Here is a 22,127-nt window from a genome sequence, read left to right as displayed (position 1 = left end):
CGATTCGAAGTCCCCGTGCGCCATCGGCCCAACACCGCTATTGCTTCATCTCCACGATGATCACGTGGAGATCCGACAGGTTCTCCGTGGCGTGCGTGACGGCTGGATTGATCACCGCATCGCCGGGTTTCAGATCGCGTTCCGTCGTGCTCCCGTCCGGCAGGGTGAACTTGGTCCGTCCGCCCTCGAGCACATAGATGACATGGGCAGGGTGCGTATGCATCCCGACCTTGTCGCCGGCTTTTGCGGTGTAGTCGATGACGCGAACCTTGGCGTCTTCCTTCAATATCTTGCAATGCGTGGGCCCGACGGCACAAAGATCGTCGGCGGCATACGCGCAGGGCACGGCCAGCGCAACCACGGCCAGAACCAAAGCTAAAGAGGACTTTTTCATGGTGTCTCCCACTGGGTGGCGCAGAGGCCTCCGGACGTTCGACTGCGTCAGGTTGACGGGATGTATCTCTCCGGAGCGTATTCCGGTGGCAGATCCCGCCCTGGCGCCGTGCCCGTGACCGCCTGGCGGTCACGGTGCAGCAGTCGTCGAGTGCGCCCCTGAAGCGCGGCCACGAAGGGGCAGGGTACGCCCAATCCATGCCGGGTGGCGTTGCGGGCCAGAGGCGTTCAATCGACTCGCTCGCTGTTGCACCACTGGCTTTCGCAGGGACTCCCGTCGCCATCGCCGTCCATCTGCGTGCCCGGGCACTGCTTGATGAAGAAAGTGGCTTCGGCGCATGAGGTCATCTGAGAGCACCGGGTACGGCCGTCGCAGGCATAGGGTTGCGCGGGCGCAACGGGCATGGCCCGGATCGCGTGCGGTGTCGGAGTCGCGGGTGGAGTGCGCTCCTTCGCCAGCCGTGAGTAGCCATACCAGCCGATGACGGCGAGCAGCAGCAAGCTGACCACGGCGGTCAACGGGCTTTGCCGGGTGGGCATAGACGGTGGGCGGCGTGCGCGGTGTGGCGTGGCCCGGCTGCCCGGGCGCATGACGCGTAACGCGCGCTTCTTGCCGTCGCCGCGCAGGTCGATCTCGAAGGAGACGAGCTCGCCGATGCGGGGATGGATGCCGTCCCGCGGGAAGGCGGAAACATGGACGAAGATTTCCTCGGTGCCATGCGTCGGCTCGATGAAGCCGAACCCGCGATCGTCATTCCATTGGGTCAACGTGCCATGGGTGCGCATGAGCGGAGCTTCCTGGCTGTGTGGTACGCGGCGAGCCGTTGGCCGGAAATGTTCCGGCTCCACGTTGGTGCCGTCAAGCTGGCTGGGCCACCGTTCCTGCTCGCCAGGGCCTTCGTCTGCGAACCGACCTGACCGACTGCAGATGTCGGTAAGCGTCTTGGCGTGCCTCGGCCGTTGCGCAGTGGCAGACTCGCAGTGTTCTCCCGGCTATCCTCGGACACATCGCCGAGGCCAGCTGTGAACGAGACCAACAACGAGATCCTGCTTTATCAGTCTGCCGACGGCCAGCGCGTCGAAGTGCAGCTGCGCGGCGATACGTTGTGGCTGGCCTTGAACCAGATTGCGGAACTGTTTGGCCGCGACAAATCGGTGATTTCCCGCCATCTTCGCAATGTATTCAAGGATGGCGAGCTGGAGCGGTCCTCAGTTGTTGCAAAAAATGCAACAACTGCCGCCGATGGCAAGACCTATCAGGTCGAGTATTTCAACCTCGATGCGATCCTGTCGGTGGGTTATCGGGTCAACTCGGTGCAAGGTACGCGCTTTCGTCAGTGGGCCACCAAGGTGCTGCGCGAGCATCTGAACGCCCGCCGCAATGACGAGCGATTCGAGGCCAATGCGCGCGAGTTGAAGGCCATGCTGCAACTGGTGGGCCGGGCCGCACAGAGCCCGGAGCTGCGGCTGGATACCAGTCGCGGACTGCTGAATATCGTCAGCCGCTACGCGCAGACCTTTCTGCTGTTGCAGCGCTACGACGAGGGCTTGCTGGCCGAGCCGGCCGCGCAACCCGGTGGCACGTTGCCGTCCACGGCCGAAGCACGTGCTGCACTGGCCGACCTCAAGGTCAATCTGATGGCTCGCGGCGAAGCCACCGCACTGTTCGCACAGGAGCGCGGAGACGCGTTCGACGCGCTGATGGGCAACCTGGATCAGAGCGTGTTTGGTGAGCCAGCCTATCCCACGGTGGAGGCCAAGGCGGCGCACCTTCTGTACTTCGTGATCAAGAATCACCCGTTCAGCGATGGCAACAAGCGTAGCGGCGCATTTCTGTTCGTGGACTTTCTCAACCGCAATGGTCGCCTGCTGGATGCGGTCGGTATACCGGTGATCAACGACATCGGTCTGGCCGCGTTGGCCTTGCTGGTCGCCGAATCCGACCCGGCACAGAAGGACACCATGATTCGGTTGGTGATGAACATGCTGGCAATGCCGCGAGTGGCCTGAAACCAGCCAGACTTTTCAGATCCTGCGCATCGTGCTGCGCTACCCGCCGCGTTTTCGACACGCATGAAGCCCGCGTTTGTGAACCACCCGCAGAACGCACAAACTTGAACCATTCGATTTCGGGAGAAGGACCATGACGACAGGGCAGCTTGCGCCACCGTGGCGGGTGTCGCGCTGGTTCAACAGTGCGCCGCTGACCCTGGCCGATTTGCGTGGCCGCGTGGTCGTCGCGCACGCTTTTCAGATGCTGTGCCCGGGTTGCGCGGTGCACGCGCTGCCGCAGATGCAGCGCGTGCGGCAGACCTTTCCTGCCGACCGTGTGGCGGTGATCGGGCTGCATACGGTGTTCGAGCATCACGAGGCGCAGGGACCGGCAGCGCTGGAAGCGTTTCTGTACGAATACCGCTATGCGTTTCCCGTCGGCGTGGACGCGTACGCCGACGGCGACCCGTTGCCGCTGACGATGCGCGCCTACGCGATGCAAGGCACGCCCACGCTCATGCTGATCGATGCGCAGGGGCGCCTGCGCGAGCAGCATTTCGGGGTGCTGGATGATCTTGCGCTGGGCGTGGCGCTGGGCAGGTTGTTGGGGGAGGTCGATGCTGCGAAAACAGGGACGATCGGCGCGAACCCATCAACCTGATACGGACGGCGCTTGCCTGGGCGCCTCGCGGGAATGACAAGAGCCACGACGTCGTGTTCACCTGCAAGACATCTTGAGGCCATAAGACTTCATCTTTTGAATTGCGGGAGCAGCAGTGCGACACGGCAAATCCGAAAACACTCCCGGTTGGAGCAGATCGCGTACCCACGCTGCAGGTTGCGGTTTGTTGTTGCTCATCGGCACCGCTCTGGCGGGCACGGCGCGCGCCCACGGCACCACGGTGCGTGGCAGCGCGAGCGCCATCCCGCCGCAGATGGCCATCCAGGTCAACGACGACCGCATGACGGTGAGCATGGCCGGGGCGCCGCAGATCTATCTGTATGGCGTGATCGACGCCGATGCGCCGCAGCGGTTCGAGGCGTTGGTGAAGTCGGGGAAGATTCCCGCCGGGTCCGATGTCTATCTGAATTCCTCGCAGGGCGAGCTGGCTGCCGGCATGGCGCTGGGGCGGTTGTTCCGCGCCGGCTCGATGACGACGCATCTGGGAACGCCGCGGCGCAAGGGCCGTGGCGGGTATCGGGGCATCAAGGCGGCCGTCTGCAGCGGAGCCTGTGTCTACGCCTACTTCGGCGGCCTGTACCGCTGGGCTCCCACGGGCGGCGACCGCATCGGCCTGATCCGTCACCCGACGGCGGACACCGCGCCGACCCCGTCGGCGAACGAGGAGGCGGACGCGTATCTGGAGAGCATGGGCATCGATCTGGGCGCGCTCCCGCCGACGCCGGCGTCATCGACCGAGACGCCGACCTGGCTGACTGCGGACCAGATGACCGTCGCCGGCCTGGCCAACAACGGCCGACTCCCCCTCAAGACGAAAAGCTGGCTGCTGCCACCGGCGCCGTTCCTGGAACTGCATCAGGATGATCGCGACGGCAGCCATCGGCTCGTCCTGCAGTGCAAGCCGGGCAGCCTGACGCTCACCGCGCACGATCTGGTGGGCGCAACCCGTGCCCGGCAGATCGTGGCGCACGAAACGCAATCGTATTTCGAGATCAACCGCCAGGAAGTGCTGGTCGAGCCGCGCGGTGCGGCCCGCGTCGTCGATGGAGCGGTCGTGATAACCCGGCCTTATCCGCCTTCCGAGCTGGGCCGGCTGCTTTCGTCGAGCTCCATCGGCGCCTGGGTCGGCGGCCGGCGCAGCGCCTTCCGCTACGGCGCCACCTTCATGCTCTATCCCGCCCGGCACGCCATCAAGGAGTTCTACAACGCCTGCTGGCGCGCCGCGCCGTGGCCGGTCAAACCGTCGCCGAAAAACGGCTGAGCCTGTTCACACGGCCCGGCCCTGCGGGAAGACGTGTGCGCAGTCGCCGACTTTTGTGGGTCCGTGACTTCCGACCTCCAATGACCTCTGACCCTTCAATGGATACCTGACGCCCGCGTAGGCTGCGCTCGGCCATTCGGTTTGTGGCGTCAGTCATTCACCCGGTGGCCGAGAACGGAAAGCGAAACGATGCCTGCCGCAGCCATCCCCAGGCTCGGCGGGCGGACAACATCGTCCAGAACTTCCCATGAGCGGATTGCCAAACGGTTTGGCAGGCTCATGCCCCACAGTCGTTTTCAAACGGAATCAGGAAAACCCCATGAACAACAACAGCTCCCCCTCAAGCAACCGTCCACGGCATCGCCGCGGCTTCTCGCTCCGGAGTCTGGCGATGGCGGCTGTCATCGGCATGTGTGGCGCGGCAGGATCCGCCGCGATTCATGCGCAGGCCACCGCGGGTAATGTCTTCGGAAAGGCGCCGGCAGGCGGCACCATCTCGGTGCAAAGCACGACGTCCGGACTCCAGCGTCAGGCCCAGGTGGATTCCAAAGGCCGCTACAGCATCGGCCCGCTGCCGGTCGGCGTTTACACAGTGACACTGGAAGAGAACGGCCGCCCCGTCCTCAAGCACGTGAACGTGCCGGTCGTCGTGGGCCGCGGCATCAAGGTCGACTTCGATTGCGCCCAGGGCCAGTGCGCAGGGCTTGCAAGCAAGCCGTGATTCACCGTGACCGGAGCCCGGCAGGTTGGGGCCAGCGAAGCACGGGGTTGGCCGGGCTGTTGGCTTCGCGATACTTACCCCAGCCTGAGTAACCTCGCTTTGCTGAAACAACAACGGCGCCGTATCGCTACGGCGCCGTTGTTGTTTCAGCGAAAGGCACGGGTGCCGACCTTCGCCGGCATGACGAGCGCGAAATCAGAGCGCTTCGAAAATTCCCGCTGCGCCCATGCCGGTGCCGATGCACATGGTCACCATGCCGTACTTCTGCTTGCGCCGACGCATGCCGTGCACCAGCGTGGCGATGCGCACGGCACCGGTGGCGCCGAGCGGGTGACCCAGCGCGATGGCGCCGCCGAGCGGGTTGACCTTGGCCGGGTCGAGGCCGAGGTCGCCGATCACGGCGAGCGCCTGGGCGGCGAACGCTTCGTTGAGCTCGATCCAGTCGAGCTGGTCCTGGCTGATGCCGGTCTGGCGCAGCGCCTTGGGGATCGCTTCCTTCGGGCCGATGCCCATCACTTCCGGCGGTACGCCGGCGACGGAGAAGCCGACGAAGCGGGCCAGCGGCTGCAGGTTGTACTGCTTGATCGCCTTCTCGCTGGCCAGCAGCACGGCACCGGCACCGTCGGACATCTGCGAGGAGTTGCCAGCGGTAACGCTGCCGCCGAACTGGCCGTTGCGGAACACGGTTTTCAGCTTGGCCAGCACTTCGGCGGTGGTGCCGGCGCGCGGGCCTTCATCCATGTCGATGCTACGGCTGTCGGTCTTGGTGCCGCGGCTGACCAGGTCGGGGTAGTGGTCGTCGAGCTGGAACGGGGTGATCTCGTCCTTGAACTCGCCGGCGGCCTGGGCGGCCAACGCGCGGCGGTGGCTTTCCACCGAGAACGCATCCTGCTGCTCGCGGCTCACCTTCCACTTTTTCGCCACGTTTTCGGCGGTGATGCCCATACCGTAAGCGATGCCGATGTGCTCGTTGTCGAAGATGCCCGGGTTCATCGCGACCTTGTGGCCCATCATCGGCACCATGCTCATGCTCTCGGTGCCGCCGGCAAGCATCAGGTCTTCCTCGCCGAGGCGGATGCGGTCGGCCGCCATCGCCACCGATTGCAGGCCAGATGAGCAGAAGCGGTTGACGGTGACGCCGGGCACGGTGTCGGGCAGGCCGGCCAGCAGCAGGCCGATGCGCGCCACGTTCATGCCTTGCTCGGCCTCGGGCATGGCGCAGCCGATGATGACGTCGCCGATCTGGTGCGGGTCGATCCCCGGGTACTGCGACATCACGCTGCGGATCACGTGGGCGAGCATGTCGTCCGGGCGGGTGTGGCGGAATACGCCGCGCGGCGCCTTGCCGACCGGGGTGCGGGTGGCGGCGACGATGTAGGCGTCTTGCACTTGCTTGGTCATGGTCTTCAATCCTTATGGAGCAACCTGCCATCTCTTCGGTCGTCATTCCCGCGAAAGCGGGAATCCATCTTGCTTCGGTGCGGAGATCCAAATGGATTCCCGCTTTCGCGGGAATGACGCGGCGTAGGGAGTCGGGTTACCTCTGAAAGTTGGGGGCGGGGCGCGGATCAGTTCCTGAGCGGCTTGCCGGTAGTCATGGTGTGGGCGATGCGGGCCTGGGTTTTCTCGGTCTTGGCCAGCTCCACGAAATGCTTGCGCTCCAGCGCCAGCAGCCATTCCTCATCGACCGTCGAGCCGCGTTCGATCACGCCGCCACACAAGGTGTCGGCGATGCGCCTGGCGATTTCCACGTCGTGCTCGGAGGCGAAGTAGCCGGCCTGCAGATTGGCCAGCGAGGCACGGAAGGTGGCGGTGCCCACGTCGCCGGCGACCGGGATCGCACGCGCCGGCAGCGGCGGGCGGTAGCCGCTTTCGGCCAGGGCGTTGGCGACCTGCTTGGCGACGTAGAGCAGTTCGTAGGCGTTGAACACGACCACGTCGCTGTCGCGCAGCAGGCCCAGGTTCTTCGCCTCGAACGCGCTGGCGGACACCTTGGCCATCGCCACGGTCTCGAACACCTTTTTCAATTCCTCGAACGGATCGGCCGGGTTGGCCTTGGCGGCGCGCACGGCCAGCTCATGCAGGCCGCCGCCGGCCGGCAGCAGGCCGACACCGGCCTCGACCAGGCCGATGTAGCTTTCCAGCGCCGCGACGGTACGCGCCGAGTGCATCTGGAACTCGCAGCCACCGCCGAAGGCCATGCCGCGCACGGCGACCACCACCGGCACCAGCGAGTGCTTGATCGCCATGCTGGTGCGCTGGAAGTTCTCGACCATCTTCTCGAAGTCGTCGAACTTGCCGGCCTGCAGCAGGCCCAGCGCGCCCTTGAGATCCGCGCCGGCGGAGAACGGCTCGCCGGTCTGCCAGATCACCACGGCCTTGAGCTTTTCTTCGGCCAGCTTGATCGCGTGCTGCACGCCGTCGAGCACGAAGTCGTTGACCGTGTTCATCTTGGTCTTGAACGAGAGGATGCCGATGCCATCGTCGCCCAGCGTCCACAGGCGCACGCCGTCGTTCTCCCACACGGTGCTGCCCTGGTCGAATTTTTCGCCAAGCAGCGGATCGGGGAACAGCTGACGCTTGTACACGGGATGCTGCGAGCGCGGCTTGTCGGCGTTGGCGCTGGCCGAGTACGAGCCGGCCTTGCCGTGCACGCCGGTGCGGCCGTCGGTGACCCACGCCGGCAGCGGGGCCTTGGTCATGGCCTTGCCGGCGGCGATGTCTTCGTTGATCCAGCCAGCCACCTGCTGCCAGCCGGCGGCCTGCCAGGTCTCGAACGGACCGAGCTTCCAGCCGTAGCCCCAGCGGATCGCGAAATCCACATCGCGCGCGGTGTCGGCGATGTCGACCAGGTGGTAGGCGGTGTAGTGGAACAGGTCGCGGAAGCTGGCCCACAGGAACTGGGCCTGCGGATCGGCCGACGCACGCAGCTTGCCGAATTTCTCGGCCGGGTCCTTGATGGCCAGGATCGCGGCGACCTCGTCGGACGGCTTCTGCTCGGAGGCGCGGAACTCGCCCTTGGCCGCGTCCAGCACCTGGATGTCCTTGCCGACCTTCTTGTAGAAGCCGCCGCCGGTCTTCTGCCCCAGCGCGCCCTTTTCGATCAGGCCGGTCAGCCACACGGGCGCCTTGAAATACTGGTGCCAGGGGTCGTCGGGCAGGGTGTCGGCCATGGTCTTGATGACGTGGGCCATGGTGTCCAGGCCGACCACGTCGGCGGTGCGGTAGGTGGCGCTCTTCGGGCGACCCACGGCCGGACCGGTCAGCGCATCGACGGTGTCGAAGCCGAGCTTGAACTGTTCGGTGTGATGCATGGTGGCCAGCATCGAGAACACGCCGATGCGGTTGCCGATGAAGTTCGGAGTGTCCTTGGCGATCACCACGCCCTTGCCGACGGTGGTGACGAGGAAGGCTTCGAGGCCGTCCAGCACGTTCTTGTCGGTGAGCCGGGTCGGGATCAGTTCGACCAGGTGCATGTAGCGCGGCGGATTGAAGAAGTGCACGCCGGAGAAGCGGTGGCGCATTTCTTCCGGCAGCGCCTCGGCCAGCTGGTTGATCGACAGGCCGGAGGTGTTGGAGGCGATGATTGCCGTCTTCGACAGATGGCCGGCGATCTTCTTGTACAGATCCAGCTTCCAGTCCATCCGCTCGGCGATCGCCTCGATCACCAAGTCGACGTCCTTCAGGTGGTCGAGGTCGTCGTCGTAGTTGGCCGGGATGATCGCCGCGGCCAGATTCTTGTCGGCCAGTGGGGCAGGCGACAGCTTGGCCAGGTTGGCGATCGCTTTCAGCGCGATGCCGCTCTTCGGGCCCTCTTTGGCGGGCAGATCGAACAACACGGTTTCGACGCCGGCGTTGGTCAGGTGCGCGGCGATCTGCGCGCCCATGACACCGGCGCCCAGCACGGCGGCCTTGCGGATGCGCAGCGCTGAAGTGGGTGAGGATGCAGCGGTCATTAGCTTCTCCGAGGGTGCAAAAAGGGGGTCAGGGGTGACTGAGGCCGGCGACGGCAAAGCGGATCAGGTGCTGCGCGGTCTGTTCGCGGTGGGTGTGCTCGCTGACGTCGCTCTTGCGCTGGATCATGCCGAAGCCGGACATCGCGTGGGTCAGTGCGCCGGTGACCAGGTCGATGCGCCAGTACAGCTCTTCCTTGCTCAGCTGCGGCAGCAGGCGGGCGAATTCGGCGGTGAACTGGCGCATCACGTGGCCGTAGTTCGCGGACAGGAACTGGCGCAGGGTGTCGTCGTGCTCGGCGAACGCCCGCGCCAGCACGCGCATGAACAAGGCGCCGCTGTCATCGTGCGACAGGTCCAGGGCGGGGCGGATGAACGCTTCCAGCACGTCCTCGAGGGTGGTTTCCGGGGCGCCGGCGATCATGGCCAGGGCAGCCAGTCGGCGTTCATTCAGCGCGTCCAGCCGGCGCCGGAACACTTCCTCGACCAGTTTGTCCTTGGAGCCGAAGTGGTAGTTGACGGCGGCCAGGTTGACCCCGGCGGCGGCGGTCAGCTGGCGCAACGAGGCACCATCGAAGCCGCGTCGGGCGAACAGGAGCTCGGCGGCGCCGAGTATCCGTTCCTTGGTTGAGCCGGAGCTGTTCACGGGCGGAACCATCCATCGGCCGCAGGCCGGTTCAAACGATCGTTTGAGCATACGCGGACAGCTCGGCGGCCGTCAAACGATCGTTTGTTGCAAATGTCCGGTTACTTGCGTATGAGTTAGAATCTGTCAAACTTTCGTGGGCTAAATCCGCAATCCTTGTCGGAATTAGTCGATTCCGCCGGCCTGGGGGCCGGCCATGATCCCTTTCCCTATCCATCCGTTTTTCCCGGAGCAGACCCGTATGGCGCTGGAGCGCACTCTTTCCATTATCAAGCCCGACGCCGTTGCCAAGAACGTCATCGGTGAAATCTATGCCCGTTTCGAGAAGGCCGGCCTGAAGGTCGTGGCCGCGCGCATGAAGCAGCTGTCGCGCCAGGAAGCCGAAGGCTTCTATGCTGTGCACCGTGAACGCCCGTTCTTCAAGGCACTGGTCGAGTTCATGATCTCCGGCCCGGTGATGATCAGCGCGCTGGAAGGCGAGAACGCCGTGCTGGCTCATCGCGACCTGATGGGCGCCACCAACCCGAAGGAAGCCGCGCCGGGCACGATCCGCGCCGACTTCGCCGACTCCATCGATGCCAATGCCGTGCATGGTTCCGATGCGGTCGAAACCGCCAAGGTGGAGATTGCCTATTTCTTCGCTGCGACGGACGTGCTGTCCAGGTAACCATGCGTTCATCCTTGAACGCGAAGATCACAACGCGGCCATCCGTGGCCGCACTCTTCACAAGAGCCGCCCCTTGAACCAAGTTGTCGCCAGCTCCACCAAAGTCAATCTGCTCGACTTCGATCGTCAGGGTCTGCGTGATTTCTTCACGCAGATCGGCGAGAAGCCGTATCGCGCCGAGCAGGTGATGAAGTGGATCTACCACGACCTGGAAGACAACTTCGAGAACATGACCGACGTGGGCAAGGCGCTGCGCGCCAAGCTCACCGAGGTCTGCTACATCGGCGCGCCGAAGACGCTGCTCGACAAGGTGGCCACCGACGGTACGCACAAGTGGCTGCTCGGCATGGACAGCGGCAACGCGATCGAGACGGTGTACATCCCCGAACCGACCCGCGGCACTTTGTGCGTGTCCTCACAGATCGGTTGCGCGCTGAACTGCAGCTTCTGCTCGACCGGCGCACAGGGTTTCAACCGCAACCTGTCCACCGCCGAGATCATCGGCCAAGTGTGGGTGGCAGCGAAGTATCTGGGCAATGTCACCCACCAGAACCGCCGCATCACCAATGTGGTGATGATGGGCATGGGCGAGCCGCTGGCGAATTTCGACAACGTGCTGAAGGCGATGCGCTTGATGCGCGACGACCTGGGCTTCGGCCTGGCGGCCAAGCGCGTCACGCTGTCCACCGCCGGCATGGTGCCGCTGATCGACCAGCTGTCGGATGCGATCGACGTGTCGCTGGCGGTGTCGCTGCATGCGGCCAACGACGACCTGCGCACCGAGTTGATGCCGATCAACAAGCGTTACCCGATCGCCGAGCTGCTGGCGGCATGCCAGCGCTGGGTCGCGCGCAAGCCGCGCACCTCGATCACCTTCGAATACACCTTAATGAAGGGGATCAACGACCAGCCCGAGCACGCCCGCCAGCTGATCAAGCTGATGCGCAAGCTGCCGACGTGCAAGGTCAACCTGATCCCGTTCAATCCTTTCCCGGGCACCCAGTTCAAGCGCTCCGACGCCGACGACATCCACGCGTTCCAGACGCAGCTGCTGAATGCCGGGGTGCTGACCATGCTGCGGCGTACCCGCGGCGACGACATCGATGCTGCCTGCGGCCAGTTGGCCGGGCAGGTCACCGATCGCACCCGGCGCAGTGCTGACATACGCAAACGGCAGGACGAGGGGACATTGCATGCGATTTGATCGGGTACTGATCTTCTGCCTGCTGCTGCCGCTGGCCGGCTGCATCACCACGCGGACCGACAGCAGCTCGCTGGGCAAGAGCATGCCGCAGTCCAGCAAGGCGGACCAGGCCGAGGATGCCGCCCGGATCCACACCGAGCTGGGCCAGCGCTACATGGCTGCCGGCGACCTGCAGACGGCGCTGGAAAAACTGACCAAGGCGCTGCAGTTCGCCCCCGGCTACGCGCCGGCGCATACCGTGATCGCGGTGCTGTACGAACGCATCAACAAGCTGCCCGAAGCCGAGCTGCATTACCGCAAGGCGGTGGCGCTGGAACCGGCCAAGGGCGCGCCGAACAACAATCTCGGCGTCTTCCTGTGCCACACCGGGAAGATCGCCGAGGCGAGCCAGTATTTCCAGAAAGCCGTCGCCGATCCGTTCTACCAGACCCCCGACGTGGCGCTGACCAATGCCGGCGTCTGCCAGCTGCGCGCCAATGACGTCGCCGGGGCCGAAGCGAGTTTTCGTGACGCCATCGCAAGAAATCCCAAAAATGCGGAGGCACTCTTCCAGCTTGCCAATACGCTTTATCTGAATAAGGATGTATTTCGCGCCAGGGCTTTCATCCAGCGGTTCGATGCGCTGGGCCAGCCAACGGCCGCGTCGCTCAAGCTAGGCCACGATATCGAAACCCGTCTGGGCAACCCGGAAGGTGCCCTCACTTACAGCAAGCGATTGCTCAGCCAGTTCCCGGACTCGGAGCAGGCGCACGCTCTAGACACAACTGTCAGCCCATGACCTCCATGCAGCCTCAACTGACCGGACAGGACTCAAGCGAGCCCGGGCTGTTCGGTATCAATTTGCCCAACATGGATGTGCCGTCGACAAACCCTCACACGGTAAGTTTCGGCAGTCGTCTGCATGCGGCACGTGAAGCCCAGGGCCTGGACCTGGAAGCCTGCGCGCATACGCTGAAGTTGCCCGCCCGGGTACTGCGCCAACTCGAACGCGACCAGTACGACGGCATCGACTCCAAGATCTACCTGGGCAGCTACATCAACAAGTACGGCCGCCACCTGGGCATCAACGAGGCATCGATCCAGGTCGAGCTCGATCGCATCAGGCAGATCGAAGCGCCGCTGATAGCCACCGGCGGCATCTCGCATTCGCGTTTCCTGCTGGACCGTTACGCCACCGCCGCCACCTACGTCGTGCTTACCGCAGTGATCGTGGTGCCGATGATCTGGCTGGGCGTGCGTGGCACACTGGATCGCGACCTCAGCCATCTCGCCCCACTGGATGCTGCCCCGGTGGCCCAGCTGGATGCGCCCGCTACCCGCACCGCCGCTGCCGACGGCCATGCCGGCGATCTGATTCCGCTGGCCCCGCCGAAGGCGACGCCGCCGCAGGAACAGGATCAGCCGCTACTGGCCTCGATGGCGCCCTTCCCGAACCTGGAAAGCGCCAGACTGTCGCCGGCCAAGCCGCTCGCACCGGTCGCGAATACCGGCACCGGTGATCACAGCCTGAGCCTCAGCGTCTCTGCAGCCAGTTGGGTTGAGGTCATTCAGGCCGATGGCACGCGTCTGGAATACGGCCTGCTTTCAGCCGGCAGCAACAAGACCTATCGCAGCGACCAGCCCCTGGATATACGCATCGGCAATGCCAGCGGTGTGCAGGTCAGCATCGACGGCAAGTCGATCGGCATGGACGATTTCCGGCGCGCCAACGTCGCCCGTTTCCGCATGCAGACGCAGGACGGCACGGCCTCCGCAACCAGCCTCTGATCGCCATTTGTGGCCGCTGCGAGCGGCCCATTTCGGTTATGCTTGCCCACTTGGTGCGCTCGGCAACGAGCGGGCGTGACCGGCTTTTCCCTTTATTTACCGCACCGGCCTGTGCACGCGTCTGCGGGCGCGCGGCCTTTTGAATGGTGATTGCATGGCATTTGAAGAATACGACAAGTACGAACAGAGCGAGCTGGTCCAGAAGTGGCTGCGCGACAACGGCGTGTCGATCATCGCCGGCATCGTGATTGGCCTGGTCGGCATTTTCGGTTGGCAGCAATGGCGCAATCATCAGGCCCGCAATGAAAGCCAGGCCTCCCAGCTCTACCAGCAGATGCAGATCGCGCAGGCGTCCGGCAAGCCGGATGCCGCCTCGCAGCTGACCGACCAGCTGATGAAGGATTACGCGAAGTCGCCGTTCACCGTGTTTGCCGTGAGCGACCGCGCCAAGCAGCAGGTGCAGGCCAAGCAACTGGACAAGGCCGAGGCATCGCTGAAGTGGGCCGAGAGCCATGCCACCGCCCCGGCGTTGAAGTCGTTGACCCTGCTGCGCATCGCGCAGGTGGAACTGGCCCGCGACAACGGCAAGGAGGCGTTGGCCACGCTCGAGCGTATCCCGGCCGACAGCTATCAGGGACTGGTGCAGGAACTCCGCGGTGATGTGCTGGTCAAGCTTGGACGCCCGGACGAAGCGCGCAAGGCCTATCAGGCGGCCTTGTCGACGATGGGCAAGGAAGCGCCGCAACGCGGTGCCTTGCAGATGAAACTCGATGATTTGGCCGTGGCCGGGAAGCAGGGTGCATGAAAAGATTTTTACTGATCACGCTGGCTTCATTGGTGACCCTTGCCGGTTGCCATTCGTTCAAGAAGGAAAACGTCCAGCCGCCGACCCCGCTGGTCAAGGATTTCAAGTCCACCGTGCAGGTCACCCGTTTGTGGCGCACCAGCGTAGGTGAAGGTGCAGGCACCAGCGGTGCGCGTCTGCGTCCGGCCGTGGTCGACGGCGTGCTCTATGCCGCCAGCACCGACGGCAAGCTGGTCGCGATCGATGCCGGCAGCGGCAAGAGCCTGTGGTCGAAGAGTTCGCGCACCCACGGCTGGTTCGGTTGGGGCGACCAGAAACGCAAGGACGCCCAATACGCCGGCGGCCCTGCGGTCAGTGGCGATCTGCTTGCCGTCGGCACGCTGGATGGCCACGTCTATGCCGTAAATGCAAAAGACGGCAGCCCGCGCTGGGATATCGAGGTGAGCGGTGAGGTGCTGGCTTCGCCAGTGATCGTCGGCGACCTGGTCGTGGTCCGTACCGGCGATGGTCGCGTCTACGCGCTGGACGCGGCAACCGGCCAACGTCGCTGGGTCTACGACCAGGGCAGCGTGCCGCTGCTCAGCCTGCGCGGCAATGGCCCGATGCTCGCAGCCAACGGCGTGCTGTTCTTCGGCAGTGACGACGGCAAGCTCGTCGCATTGCGCCAGGACAACGGCACAAAGCTGTGGGAACAGAAATTGGCCAGCGGCGAAGGCCGCACCGAAATCGATCGCCTGAACGACGCCGACGGCGCCATCCTGCTGGACGGCAGCACGCTCTACGGCACCGCATACCACGGCAACCTGGCGGCGGTTGACGGCCCCAGCGGCCGTCCGCTGTGGACGCATCCATTCTCCAGTTTCGAATCGCTGGCGGTCAGTGCCAATGCGGTCTTTGGCGTCAACGACGAATCAGTGGTGTGGGCATTCGACAAGAATGGCGGCGCCGACATGTGGAAGAACGACGCGCTGAAGTACCGCTGGCTCAGCGGCCCGGCCGTGCAGGGCGACTACGTCGTGGTCGGCGACCTGGAAGGTTACGTGCACTGGCTGCAGACCAGTGACGGCGCGCTGGCCGCACGCGAGCGGCTGTCGAAGAAGGCGATCCGCGCCCAGCCACTGGTGGTGGGTGACATCGTCTACGTCGAGGACGTCGAGGGCCGTATCGGCGCCTATCGTCTGTCCTCGCACTGATTGCTGGAACGAAGTACTCATCATGTTGCCCGTCGTCGCACTGGTTGGTCGTCCGAATGTCGGTAAATCGACCCTTTTCAATGTGCTGACGCGCAGCCGCGACGCCTTGGTGGCCGACATGCCGGGCGTTACTCGCGATCGTCACTACGGCGTCTGCCGCAGCGGCGAGCGGCCGTTCGTGGTGGTCGATACCGGTGGTTTGTCCGGTGTCGAGGAAGCCATGGACGTGCTGACCGCGAAGCAGGTGCGCCTGGCGATCGCGGAAGCGAACGTTCTGGTGTTCGTGGTCGATGCCCGCGATGGCCTGCTGCCGCAGGACTACGTGATCCTGGGCGAGCTGCGCCGCAGCGGCAAGCCGATCGTCGTCGTGGTCAACAAGACCGACGGTCTCGACGAGCAGGCCGTGCTGGCCGAATTCTCCGCGTTCGGCGTCGGCACCACCTTGCCGTTGTCGGCCGCGCACAATCGCGGCACCGACGACCTGATCCGGGTCCTGCTGCCGCTGCTGCCAGCCGACGAAGAAAGCACCACCGAGGCGGAAGGCGAGGACGGCAGCATCCGGGTGGCCATCGTCGGCCGTCCGAATGCCGGCAAGTCGACCCTGATCAACCGCCTGCTGGGCGAGGAACGGCTGATCGTCTCCGACGTCGCCGGTACCACCCGCGACCCGATCCGGGTGCCGCTGGAGCGTGACGGCAAGCGCTATACGCTGATCGACACCGCCGGCATCCGGCGCAAGGCGCGGGTCGAGGAAGCCGTCGAGAAATTCAGCGTCATCAAGACACTGCAGTCGATCGCCGCCGCCCAGGTCGTGGTGGTGATGATCGACGCCCGCGAAAACCTGGCCGACCAGGATCTCACCCTGATCGGTTATGCGATGGACGAGGGCAGGGCGCTGGTCATCGCGATCAACAAGTGGGACGACATGGACTCGTACCAGCGCGACGAATGCCGCCGCGCGCTGGACCGCCGGCTGGTGTTCGTCGATTGGGCGAAGCAGGTGCAGATCTCCGCGCTGCACGGCTCGGGCCTGCGCGAGCTGATGCGTGCGGTGGTGCGTGCGCATGCGTCGGCGACCAAGGTGCTGGTGTCTTCCGACCTCACCAAGACGCTGGAGAAGGCGTACGAGAGCTACCAGCCGCCCCTGGTGAACGGTCACGCGCCGAAGCTGCGCTTCGCGCATCCGGGCGGCACCAACCCGCCGACCATCGTGATCCACGGTACCCGCACCAAGCACATCGCGCCGGCGTACCAGCGCTATCTGGAGAATTTCTTCCGCAAGCGCTACAAGCTGGAAGGCACGCCGGTCCGGATTGCCTTCCGCGAGGGCGAGAACCCGTACGCCGGGCGCAAAAAGGTGCTGACCAAGGAACAGCAGCACAAGGCCAGGCGCCGGGTCAGCGACCTGATCAAGCGTACGCGCTGACTACGCGTCCGGGTTTCTGGCGACACACCGCCGGCTGCAGCAAGCTGATCGCCGGTCAATCCGGATCCTGCTGAGTCAGGGCGTACACCGCTGCGTCGCGTGGCTGTTCGCCCAGCCACAGGCGTTGACGTTCGATGGCCTCGAACCGTGCACCGATTTTTTCGGCCGTGCGCCGGCTCGCCTGGTTGTCGGGCAGAACGACGATCTCGATCCGGGCCAGCCCCAACCGCTCGAAACCGGAGCGCGCCACCAGAGCGGCAGCCGCTGCCGCCACACCTTGCCCGTGACGTGACTGGCGCACCCAGTAACCCATGTTGGCGCTGCGGCGGAGCCGGTTGCATTGGGAAAGACCCACGCTGCCGAGCAGTTCGCCCGAGACCGCGTCGAAAACCGGAAATGCAAAGTGCTCGCCCGAGCGCCATCCTGCCTGGCAATGCACCACCCAGGCTCTGGCGTCGTCCAGGCCGTAACCGGCGTGACACCATGGCAGCCAGCGACCCACGCTGCCTGTCGACTCGCGCACAGCATCGAGCAGGGCAGTGGCATCGCCAGCCTGCCAGGGCCGCAGGCGCAGCCGGCCATCGGCCAGTTCCAGCGTGATCGGGATTGTCGAGTCCGTGCTCATGGGGTTTGCCGTTTGTGCGCATCAGGCCGAGCCCCGATAATGATCGACTCTACAGTCAGGCATCAACATGAGCGCACGCATCCTCGACGGCAAACGCATCGCACAGGAACTGCTGGAGCGTGTCGGCCTGCGCGTCGCCGCAAGGGTGGCGCAAGGGCTGCCCGTACCAGGACTGGCGGTGGTACTGGTGGGCAGCGACGCGGCCTCGACGGTCTACGTGCGCAACAAACGCAAGGCTTGCCAGCAGGTGGGTTTCCGCTCGTTCGGTTATGACCTGCCGCCCGACACCACCCAGGAAGAACTGTTCGCCCTGATCGACCGACTCAACGTCGACCCGGACGTGCATGGCATCCTGGTGCAGTCGCCGCTGCCGGAGCATATCGACGAGGACGCCTTGGTCGATCGCATCGACCCGAACAAGGACGTCGACGGTTTCCAGGCGATCAACGTGGGACGCCTGGCGTTGCGCCGTTTCGGCCTGCGCCCGTGCACGCCCAAGGGCGTGATGACCCTGCTCGGGCACACCGATCGCCCGGTGCGCGGCCAGCACGCGGTAGTGATCGGCGTGTCCAACCATGTAGGCCGCCCGCTGGTGCTGGAGCTGATGATTGCCGGCTGCACCACCACCAGCTGCCACCGCTTCACCCGCGACCTGGAAACCTACGTGCGCCAGGCCGACATCGTGATCGTCGCCGTGGGCAAGGCCGGATTGGTGAAAGGCGAGTGGATCAAGCCCGGCGCCGTGGTGATCGACGTGGGCATCAATCGGCTCGATGATGGCCGTCTGGTCGGCGACGTGGAATTTGCCCCGGCCGCCGAACGCGCCAGCTGGATCACCCCGGTACCCGGCGGCGTCGGCCCGATGACGGTGGCCACGCTGATGGAGAACACGCTGGAAGCGGCCGAGGCGCACACCGCGCCGCGCCGCGCCGCCTGACCCGTCGCTCGCCGCGGTGTTCAGCCGCACGGCTGGCGAGCATCCCGGCGGGGCGCGTATAATTCCCTCTTTGCAGCGGGACTTTTCGCATGCGCATCCTCGCCGAGGCCCTGACCTACGACGACGTCTACCTTGTTCCAGGCCATTCCATCGTGCTGCCACGCGATGTGAACACGTCAACGCGGTTCACCCGCGACCTGCGCCTGAACATCCCGATCGTGTCCGCCGCCATGGACACCGTGACCGAAGCCCGGCTCGCCATCACCATGGCGCAGAACGGCGGCATCGGCATCATCCACAAGAACATGACGGCCGAGCAGCAGGCGGCTGAAGTACGCCTGGTGAAGAAGTTCGAGGCCGGCGTGATCCGCAGCCCGATCACTGTGGGCCCGGACACCTCGATCCGCGAAGTACTTAGACTGACCCACGCGCACAACATCTCCGGCGTGCCGGTAGTCGACGGCAGCAAGCTGGTCGGCATCGTCACCAGCCGCGACCTGCGCTTCGAGCGCAAGCACGACGACCCGGTGCGCAACATCATGACCCGGCAGGACAAGCTGATCACCGTCAGGGAGGGAGCCAGCCAGGACGATGTGTTGCTGCTGCTGCACAAGCACCGGATCGAAAAGGTGCTGGTGGTCAATGACGCATTCCAGTTGCGCGGGCTGATCACCGTCAAGGATATCCAGAAGGCGCGCGACAACCCGAACGCCGCCAAGGACAGCCACGAGGCACTGCTGGTCGGCGCCGCGGTCGGTGTCGGTGGCGATACCGAGCAGCGCATCGGCGCTCTGGTAGACGCGGGCGTCGACGTGCTGGTGGTGGATACTGCGCACGGCCATTCGCAGGGCGTGATCGAACGCGCCGGCTGGGTCAAGAAGCACTACCCGCAGGTGCAGGTGATCGCCGGCAACATCGTCACCGGCGAAGCGGCGCGCGCGCTGCTCGATGTCGGCGTCGATGCGGTCAAGGTGGGCGTGGGTCCCGGCTCGATCTGCACCACCCGCGTGGTCGCCGGCGTCGGCGTGCCGCAGATCACCGCGATCGACATGGTTGCCACCGCGCTGAAGGACGAGATTCCGCTGATCGCCGATGGGGGCATCCGCTACTCCGGCGACATCCCGAAAGCACTGGCCGCCGGCGCCTCCACCGTGATGCTTGGCTCGATGTTCGCCGGCACCGAGGAATCTCCCGGTGAAGTCGAACTGTTCCAGGGCCGCTCCTACAAGAGCTACCGCGGCATGGGCTCGATCGGCGCGATGCAGCTTGGTTCCAAGGACCGCTATTTCCAAGATGATGCGGACGCCGACAAGCTGGTGCCCGAAGGCATCGAAGGCCGTGTGCCGTACCGCGGTCCGCTGCGCAACATCATCCACCAGCTGATCGGTGGCCTGCGTGCGTCGATGGGTTACCTGGGCGCGGCCACCATCGAGGACGTGCGGCACAAGGCGCAGTTCGTGAAGGTAACTTCCGCCGGCGTCACCGAAGCGCATCCGCACGACATCCAGATCACCAAGGAAGCGCCGAATTACCGGCTGAATTCCTGATGCAGTGAAGCCCTCTCCCTTGGCGCAGCCCGGGGAGAGGGTTGGGTGAGGGGGATGCTTTTCGCTCTTCATCCAACAGCAAAGCAGCAACAGCGCCCCTCATCCCAGCCCTCTCCCCCGGCCGCGCCGGGGGAGAGGGCGTTTAGAAGCCGGAGCCACCATGACCAACATCCACTCCGACAAGATCCTCATCCTCGACTTCGGCGCGCAGTACACCCAGCTGATCGCACGACGCATCCGCGAGATCGGCGTGTATTGCGAAATCTGGGCGTGGGATCACGACCCGACCGAAATCGCTGCGTACGGCGCGAAGGGCATCATTCTGTCCGGCGGCCCCGAATCGACCACACTGGCGGGTGCGCCGAAAGCCCCCCAGCAGGTATTCGACTCGGGCGTGCCGATCCTCGGCATCTGCTACGGCATGCAGACCTTGGCCGCCCAGCTTGGCGGTGCCACGGAAGCCGCAGACGCTCGCGAGTTCGGCCATGCCAGCGTGGACATCGTGGCACCGAGCCGCCTGTTCGACGGCCTCACCGATCATTCGGGCGAGCACAAGCTGGACGTGTGGATGAGCCACGGCGACCACGTGTCGAAAGCGCCGTCAGGCTTCGTCGTCACCGGCACGACCGATCGCATCCCGGTCGCAGTGATGGAGAACGAAGCCAGGTGCTGGTACGGCGTACAGTTCCACCCGGAAGTGACGCACACGAAGCAGGGCGGGGCGCTGCTGAAGCGTTTCATCACCGAGATCTGCGGCTGCAAGACGCTGTGGACCGCGGCCAACATCATCGACGACCAGATCGCCCGCGTGCGCGCCCAGGTTGGCGACGACCATGTGCTGCTGGGCTTGTCCGGTGGCGTCGATTCCTCGGTGGTCGCCGCGTTGCTGCACAAGGCGATCGGCGATCGGCTGACCTGCGTGTTCGTCGACACCGGCCTGCTGCGCTGGCAGGAAGGCGACCAGGTGATGGCCACCATGGCCGAGCACATGGGCGTCAAGGTGATTCGCGTCAACGCGGCCGATCGCTACTTCCAGGCGCTCGCAGGCGTGGCCGACCCGGAGGCCAAGCGCAAGATCATTGGCGGCCTGTTCGTGGATATCTTCGACGAGGAGTCGGAGAAGCTCATTGCCGCCGGCGGCAACGTGAAGTGGCTGGCGCAGGGCACGATCTACCCCGACGTGATCGAGTCCGCCGGCAGCAAGACCGGCAAGGCTCATGTCATCAAGAGTCACCACAACGTCGGCGGCCTGCCGGCGCACATGAAACTGAAGCTGGTCGAGCCGCTGCGCGAGCTGTTCAAGGATGAAGTACGCCGGATCGGCGTGGAGCTGGGCCTGCCGCGCGCGATGGTTTATCGCCACCCGTTCCCCGGCCCCGGCCTGGGCGTGCGCATCCTGGGCGAGGTGAAGCGCGAATACGCCGAGTTGCTGGCGCAGGCGGATGCAATCTTCATCGACGAACTGCGCAAGGCTGACCTGTACGACCAGACCAGCCAGGCGTTCGCTGTGTTCCTGCCGGTGAAATCCGTCGGCGTGGTCGGCGACGCGCGGGCCTATGAATGGGTGATCGCACTGCGCGCGGTCGAGACCATCGACTTCATGACCGCGCAGTGGGCACGCTTGCCGTACGAGTTCCTCGGCAAGGTTTCAAATAGAATTATTAATGAGTTGCGCAATATTTCTCGTGTTGTCTATGACATCAGTGGCAAGCCACCGGCCACGATCGAGTGGGAGTAGAAAAATCAGTTACTTGCGCGTGCAAGGGAAGGCCGGCAATTTGCCGGCTTTCTCACGTTAAAGCCACAATGTATTGAAATGACTGACGAAATAGCCGAAACTTCAAGCACATTCTCAACTGCCGACGTGCAGTACATGCGGCGTGCGCTGCAGCTGGCGGCGCATGCCCGCGACGCCGAGAACGAGGTGCCGGTGGGGGCCGTGCTGGTGCAGGACGGAGAGATCGCCGGGCTAGGCTGGAACCGCAACATCACCCTGCATGACCCGACCGCCCATGCCGAAATCATGGCCATGCGCGCGGCTGGCGAGAAACTGGCCAACCACCGCCTGTCCGGCGCCACGCTGTACGTCACGCTGGAGCCGTGCTCGATGTGTGCGATGGCGATGATCCACGCGCGCCTTGGCCGCGTGATCTACGCCGCTGCCGACCCCAAGACCGGTGCCGCCGGCAGCGTGTTCGACACCCTGGTCGATACCAGGCACAACCACCGCATCGAAGTGGCCGGCGGCCTGCTCGCCGAGGAATCCGCCGGCATGTTGCGCGAGTTTTTCCGCGCCCGGCGCTGAGCG

The 22,127-nt window shown here is 64.8% G+C and carries 22 protein-coding genes; 15 read left to right on the top strand and 7 right to left on the bottom strand.

What is annotated here, in order from left to right; all coding sequences use genetic code 11:
* Positions 1-37 precede the first annotated feature (37 nt).
* Entirely contained in the window at positions 38-394 is a 357-nt protein-coding gene (locus ABD024_RS07960; protein WP_343851376.1) for a cupin domain-containing protein, read from the bottom strand.
* A gap of 227 nt (positions 395-621) precedes the next feature.
* The gene (locus ABD024_RS07955; protein WP_343851374.1) at positions 622-1,179 is read right to left on the bottom strand and encodes a cold shock domain-containing protein; all 558 of its coding nucleotides are present in this window, start codon (positions 1,177-1,179) and stop codon (positions 622-624) included.
* Between the two features lie 237 nt (positions 1,180-1,416).
* On the opposite strand from ABD024_RS07955, the gene ABD024_RS07950 reads away from it, so the two are divergent.
* The 3 genes from ABD024_RS07950 to ABD024_RS07940 all read left to right on the top strand — a co-directional run bounded on the left by ABD024_RS07950 (position 1,417) and on the right by ABD024_RS07940 (position 4,328).
* Entirely contained in the window at positions 1,417-2,403 is a 987-nt protein-coding gene (locus tag ABD024_RS07950; RefSeq protein ID WP_343851372.1) for a virulence RhuM family protein/type II toxin-antitoxin system death-on-curing family toxin, read from the top strand.
* A 133-nt stretch (positions 2,404-2,536) separates the two neighbouring features.
* A complete protein-coding gene (locus ABD024_RS07945) occupies positions 2,537-3,046 on the top strand; it encodes a redoxin domain-containing protein (protein WP_343851370.1) in 510 nt (169 codons plus the stop codon).
* Positions 3,047-3,230: 184 nt separating this feature from the next.
* Positions 3,231-4,328, top strand: coding sequence for a hypothetical protein (locus ABD024_RS07940; protein WP_343851368.1), 1,098 nt, complete (start codon positions 3,231-3,233; stop codon positions 4,326-4,328).
* A 149-nt stretch (positions 4,329-4,477) separates the two neighbouring features.
* On the opposite strand, the gene ABD024_RS07935 is transcribed toward ABD024_RS07940, so the two are convergent.
* Positions 4,478-4,609 carry a hypothetical protein gene (locus ABD024_RS07935; protein WP_343851366.1) on the bottom strand — a complete coding sequence of 44 codons (132 nt, stop codon included), beginning with the start codon at positions 4,607-4,609 and terminating at the stop codon, positions 4,478-4,480.
* 38 nt (positions 4,610-4,647) lie between these two features.
* Here ABD024_RS07935 and ABD024_RS07930 point away from each other — a divergent pair, with 38 nt between their 5' ends.
* Positions 4,648-5,049 carry a carboxypeptidase-like regulatory domain-containing protein gene (locus ABD024_RS07930; protein WP_343851364.1) on the top strand — a complete coding sequence of 134 codons (402 nt, stop codon included), beginning with the start codon at positions 4,648-4,650 and terminating at the stop codon, positions 5,047-5,049.
* A gap of 195 nt (positions 5,050-5,244) precedes the next feature.
* On the opposite strand, the gene ABD024_RS07925 is transcribed toward ABD024_RS07930, so the two are convergent.
* The 3 genes from ABD024_RS07925 to ABD024_RS07915 form a co-directional block, all read right to left on the bottom strand.
* Positions 5,245-6,450 carry an acetyl-CoA C-acyltransferase gene (locus ABD024_RS07925; protein WP_343851362.1) on the bottom strand — a complete coding sequence of 402 codons (1,206 nt, stop codon included), beginning with the start codon at positions 6,448-6,450 and terminating at the stop codon, positions 5,245-5,247.
* A 167-nt stretch (positions 6,451-6,617) separates the two neighbouring features.
* Entirely contained in the window at positions 6,618-9,005 is a 2,388-nt protein-coding gene (locus ABD024_RS07920) for a 3-hydroxyacyl-CoA dehydrogenase/enoyl-CoA hydratase family protein (RefSeq protein ID WP_343851360.1), read from the bottom strand.
* 28 nt (positions 9,006-9,033) lie between these two features.
* Positions 9,034-9,699: a TetR/AcrR family transcriptional regulator gene (locus ABD024_RS07915; RefSeq protein WP_425543133.1), complete on the bottom strand. Its 666-nt coding sequence runs from the start codon at positions 9,697-9,699 to the stop codon at positions 9,034-9,036.
* 190 nt (positions 9,700-9,889) lie between these two features.
* Here ABD024_RS07915 and ndk point away from each other — a divergent pair, with 190 nt between their 5' ends.
* The 7 genes from ndk (at position 9,890) to der (ending at position 16,710) form a co-directional block, all read left to right on the top strand.
* A complete protein-coding gene (gene ndk, locus ABD024_RS07910; RefSeq protein WP_343851355.1) occupies positions 9,890-10,315 on the top strand; it encodes a nucleoside-diphosphate kinase in 426 nt (141 codons plus the stop codon).
* Between the two features lie 73 nt (positions 10,316-10,388).
* Positions 10,389-11,519, top strand: a complete 1,131-nt coding sequence (rlmN, locus tag ABD024_RS07905) for a dual-specificity RNA methyltransferase RlmN (RefSeq protein ID WP_343851353.1) — start codon at positions 10,389-10,391, stop codon at positions 11,517-11,519.
* Positions 11,509-12,297, top strand: a complete 789-nt coding sequence (gene pilW, locus ABD024_RS07900) for a type IV pilus biogenesis/stability protein PilW (protein WP_343851351.1) — start codon at positions 11,509-11,511, stop codon at positions 12,295-12,297. The genes rlmN and pilW overlap by 11 nt, the downstream gene beginning before the upstream one ends.
* Entirely contained in the window at positions 12,294-13,286 is a 993-nt protein-coding gene (locus ABD024_RS07895) for a helix-turn-helix domain-containing protein (protein ID WP_425543132.1), read from the top strand. The genes pilW and ABD024_RS07895 overlap by 4 nt, the downstream gene beginning before the upstream one ends.
* A gap of 154 nt (positions 13,287-13,440) precedes the next feature.
* The gene (locus ABD024_RS07890; protein ID WP_343851347.1) at positions 13,441-14,091 is read left to right on the top strand and encodes a YfgM family protein; all 651 of its coding nucleotides are present in this window, start codon (positions 13,441-13,443) and stop codon (positions 14,089-14,091) included.
* Positions 14,088-15,284, top strand: a complete 1,197-nt coding sequence (gene bamB, locus ABD024_RS07885) for an outer membrane protein assembly factor BamB (RefSeq protein ID WP_343851345.1) — start codon at positions 14,088-14,090, stop codon at positions 15,282-15,284. Before ABD024_RS07890 ends, bamB begins: the two co-directional genes overlap by 4 nt.
* A 22-nt stretch (positions 15,285-15,306) precedes the next feature.
* Complete coding sequence (der, locus tag ABD024_RS07880; protein WP_343851343.1) at positions 15,307-16,710, top strand: ribosome biogenesis GTPase Der; 1,404 nt, start codon at positions 15,307-15,309, stop codon at positions 16,708-16,710.
* Between the two features lie 55 nt (positions 16,711-16,765).
* Here der and ABD024_RS07875 read toward each other — a convergent pair whose 3' ends face one another.
* Positions 16,766-17,335 (bottom strand): GNAT family N-acetyltransferase, encoded by a 570-nt coding sequence (locus tag ABD024_RS07875; protein WP_343851341.1) that lies wholly within the window; start codon positions 17,333-17,335, stop codon positions 16,766-16,768.
* A gap of 67 nt (positions 17,336-17,402) precedes the next feature.
* Here ABD024_RS07875 and folD point away from each other — a divergent pair, with 67 nt between their 5' ends.
* The 4 genes from folD (at position 17,403) to tadA (ending at position 22,124) form a co-directional block, all read left to right on the top strand.
* On the top strand, positions 17,403-18,272 hold the full coding sequence (gene folD / locus ABD024_RS07870; protein ID WP_343851339.1) for a bifunctional methylenetetrahydrofolate dehydrogenase/methenyltetrahydrofolate cyclohydrolase FolD: 870 nt from the start codon (positions 17,403-17,405) through the stop codon (positions 18,270-18,272).
* Positions 18,273-18,361: 89 nt separating this feature from the next.
* The gene (gene guaB / locus ABD024_RS07865) at positions 18,362-19,819 is read left to right on the top strand and encodes an IMP dehydrogenase (RefSeq protein ID WP_343851337.1); all 1,458 of its coding nucleotides are present in this window, start codon (positions 18,362-18,364) and stop codon (positions 19,817-19,819) included.
* A gap of 160 nt (positions 19,820-19,979) precedes the next feature.
* Positions 19,980-21,557, top strand: a complete 1,578-nt coding sequence (gene guaA, locus ABD024_RS07860) for a glutamine-hydrolyzing GMP synthase (RefSeq protein ID WP_343851335.1) — start codon at positions 19,980-19,982, stop codon at positions 21,555-21,557.
* 78 nt (positions 21,558-21,635) lie between these two features.
* Positions 21,636-22,124 (top strand): tRNA adenosine(34) deaminase TadA, encoded by a 489-nt coding sequence (gene tadA, locus ABD024_RS07855; RefSeq protein WP_343851333.1) that lies wholly within the window; start codon positions 21,636-21,638, stop codon positions 22,122-22,124.
* Positions 22,125-22,127: the final 3 nt, after the last annotated feature.

The organism is Rhodanobacter soli (assembly GCF_039523495.1).
GTDB lineage: Bacteria > Pseudomonadota > Gammaproteobacteria > Xanthomonadales > Rhodanobacteraceae > Rhodanobacter > Rhodanobacter soli.
The sequence above is the reverse complement of the archived record's forward strand: the minus strand, read 5'-3'. Positions and strand labels throughout refer to the sequence as shown.

Excerpts from the sequence above, each read along its gene's own strand:
- ABD024_RS07955 (WP_343851374.1), bottom strand. The coding sequence starts at position 1,179 with ATGCGCACCCATGGCACGTTGACCCAATGGAATGACGATCGCGGGTTC.
- ABD024_RS07920 (WP_343851360.1), bottom strand. The coding sequence starts at position 9,005 with ATGACCGCTGCATCCTCACCCACTTCAGCGCTGCGCATCCGCAAGGCC.
- ABD024_RS07890 (WP_343851347.1), top strand. The coding sequence starts at position 13,441 with ATGGCATTTGAAGAATACGACAAGTACGAACAGAGCGAGCTGGTCCAG.
- guaA (WP_343851335.1), top strand. The coding sequence starts at position 19,980 with ATGACCAACATCCACTCCGACAAGATCCTCATCCTCGACTTCGGCGCG.
- ABD024_RS07925 (WP_343851362.1), bottom strand. The coding sequence starts at position 6,450 with ATGACCAAGCAAGTGCAAGACGCCTACATCGTCGCCGCCACCCGCACC.
- tadA (WP_343851333.1), top strand. The coding sequence starts at position 21,636 with ATGACTGACGAAATAGCCGAAACTTCAAGCACATTCTCAACTGCCGAC.
- ABD024_RS07875 (WP_343851341.1), bottom strand. The coding sequence starts at position 17,335 with ATGAGCACGGACTCGACAATCCCGATCACGCTGGAACTGGCCGATGGC.
- pilW (WP_343851351.1), top strand. The coding sequence starts at position 11,509 with ATGCGATTTGATCGGGTACTGATCTTCTGCCTGCTGCTGCCGCTGGCC.
- ABD024_RS07945 (WP_343851370.1), top strand. The coding sequence starts at position 2,537 with ATGACGACAGGGCAGCTTGCGCCACCGTGGCGGGTGTCGCGCTGGTTC.
- folD (WP_343851339.1), top strand. The coding sequence starts at position 17,403 with ATGAGCGCACGCATCCTCGACGGCAAACGCATCGCACAGGAACTGCTG.
- ABD024_RS07930 (WP_343851364.1), top strand. The coding sequence starts at position 4,648 with ATGAACAACAACAGCTCCCCCTCAAGCAACCGTCCACGGCATCGCCGC.
- ABD024_RS07915 (WP_425543133.1), bottom strand. The coding sequence starts at position 9,699 with ATGCTCAAACGATCGTTTGAACCGGCCTGCGGCCGATGGATGGTTCCG.
- bamB (WP_343851345.1), top strand. The coding sequence starts at position 14,088 with ATGAAAAGATTTTTACTGATCACGCTGGCTTCATTGGTGACCCTTGCC.
- ndk (WP_343851355.1), top strand. The coding sequence starts at position 9,890 with ATGGCGCTGGAGCGCACTCTTTCCATTATCAAGCCCGACGCCGTTGCC.
- ABD024_RS07895 (WP_425543132.1), top strand. The coding sequence starts at position 12,294 with ATGACCTCCATGCAGCCTCAACTGACCGGACAGGACTCAAGCGAGCCC.
- ABD024_RS07960 (WP_343851376.1), bottom strand. The coding sequence starts at position 394 with ATGAAAAAGTCCTCTTTAGCTTTGGTTCTGGCCGTGGTTGCGCTGGCC.
- guaB (WP_343851337.1), top strand. The coding sequence starts at position 18,362 with ATGCGCATCCTCGCCGAGGCCCTGACCTACGACGACGTCTACCTTGTT.
- ABD024_RS07935 (WP_343851366.1), bottom strand. The coding sequence starts at position 4,609 with ATGAGCCTGCCAAACCGTTTGGCAATCCGCTCATGGGAAGTTCTGGAC.
- der (WP_343851343.1), top strand. The coding sequence starts at position 15,307 with ATGTTGCCCGTCGTCGCACTGGTTGGTCGTCCGAATGTCGGTAAATCG.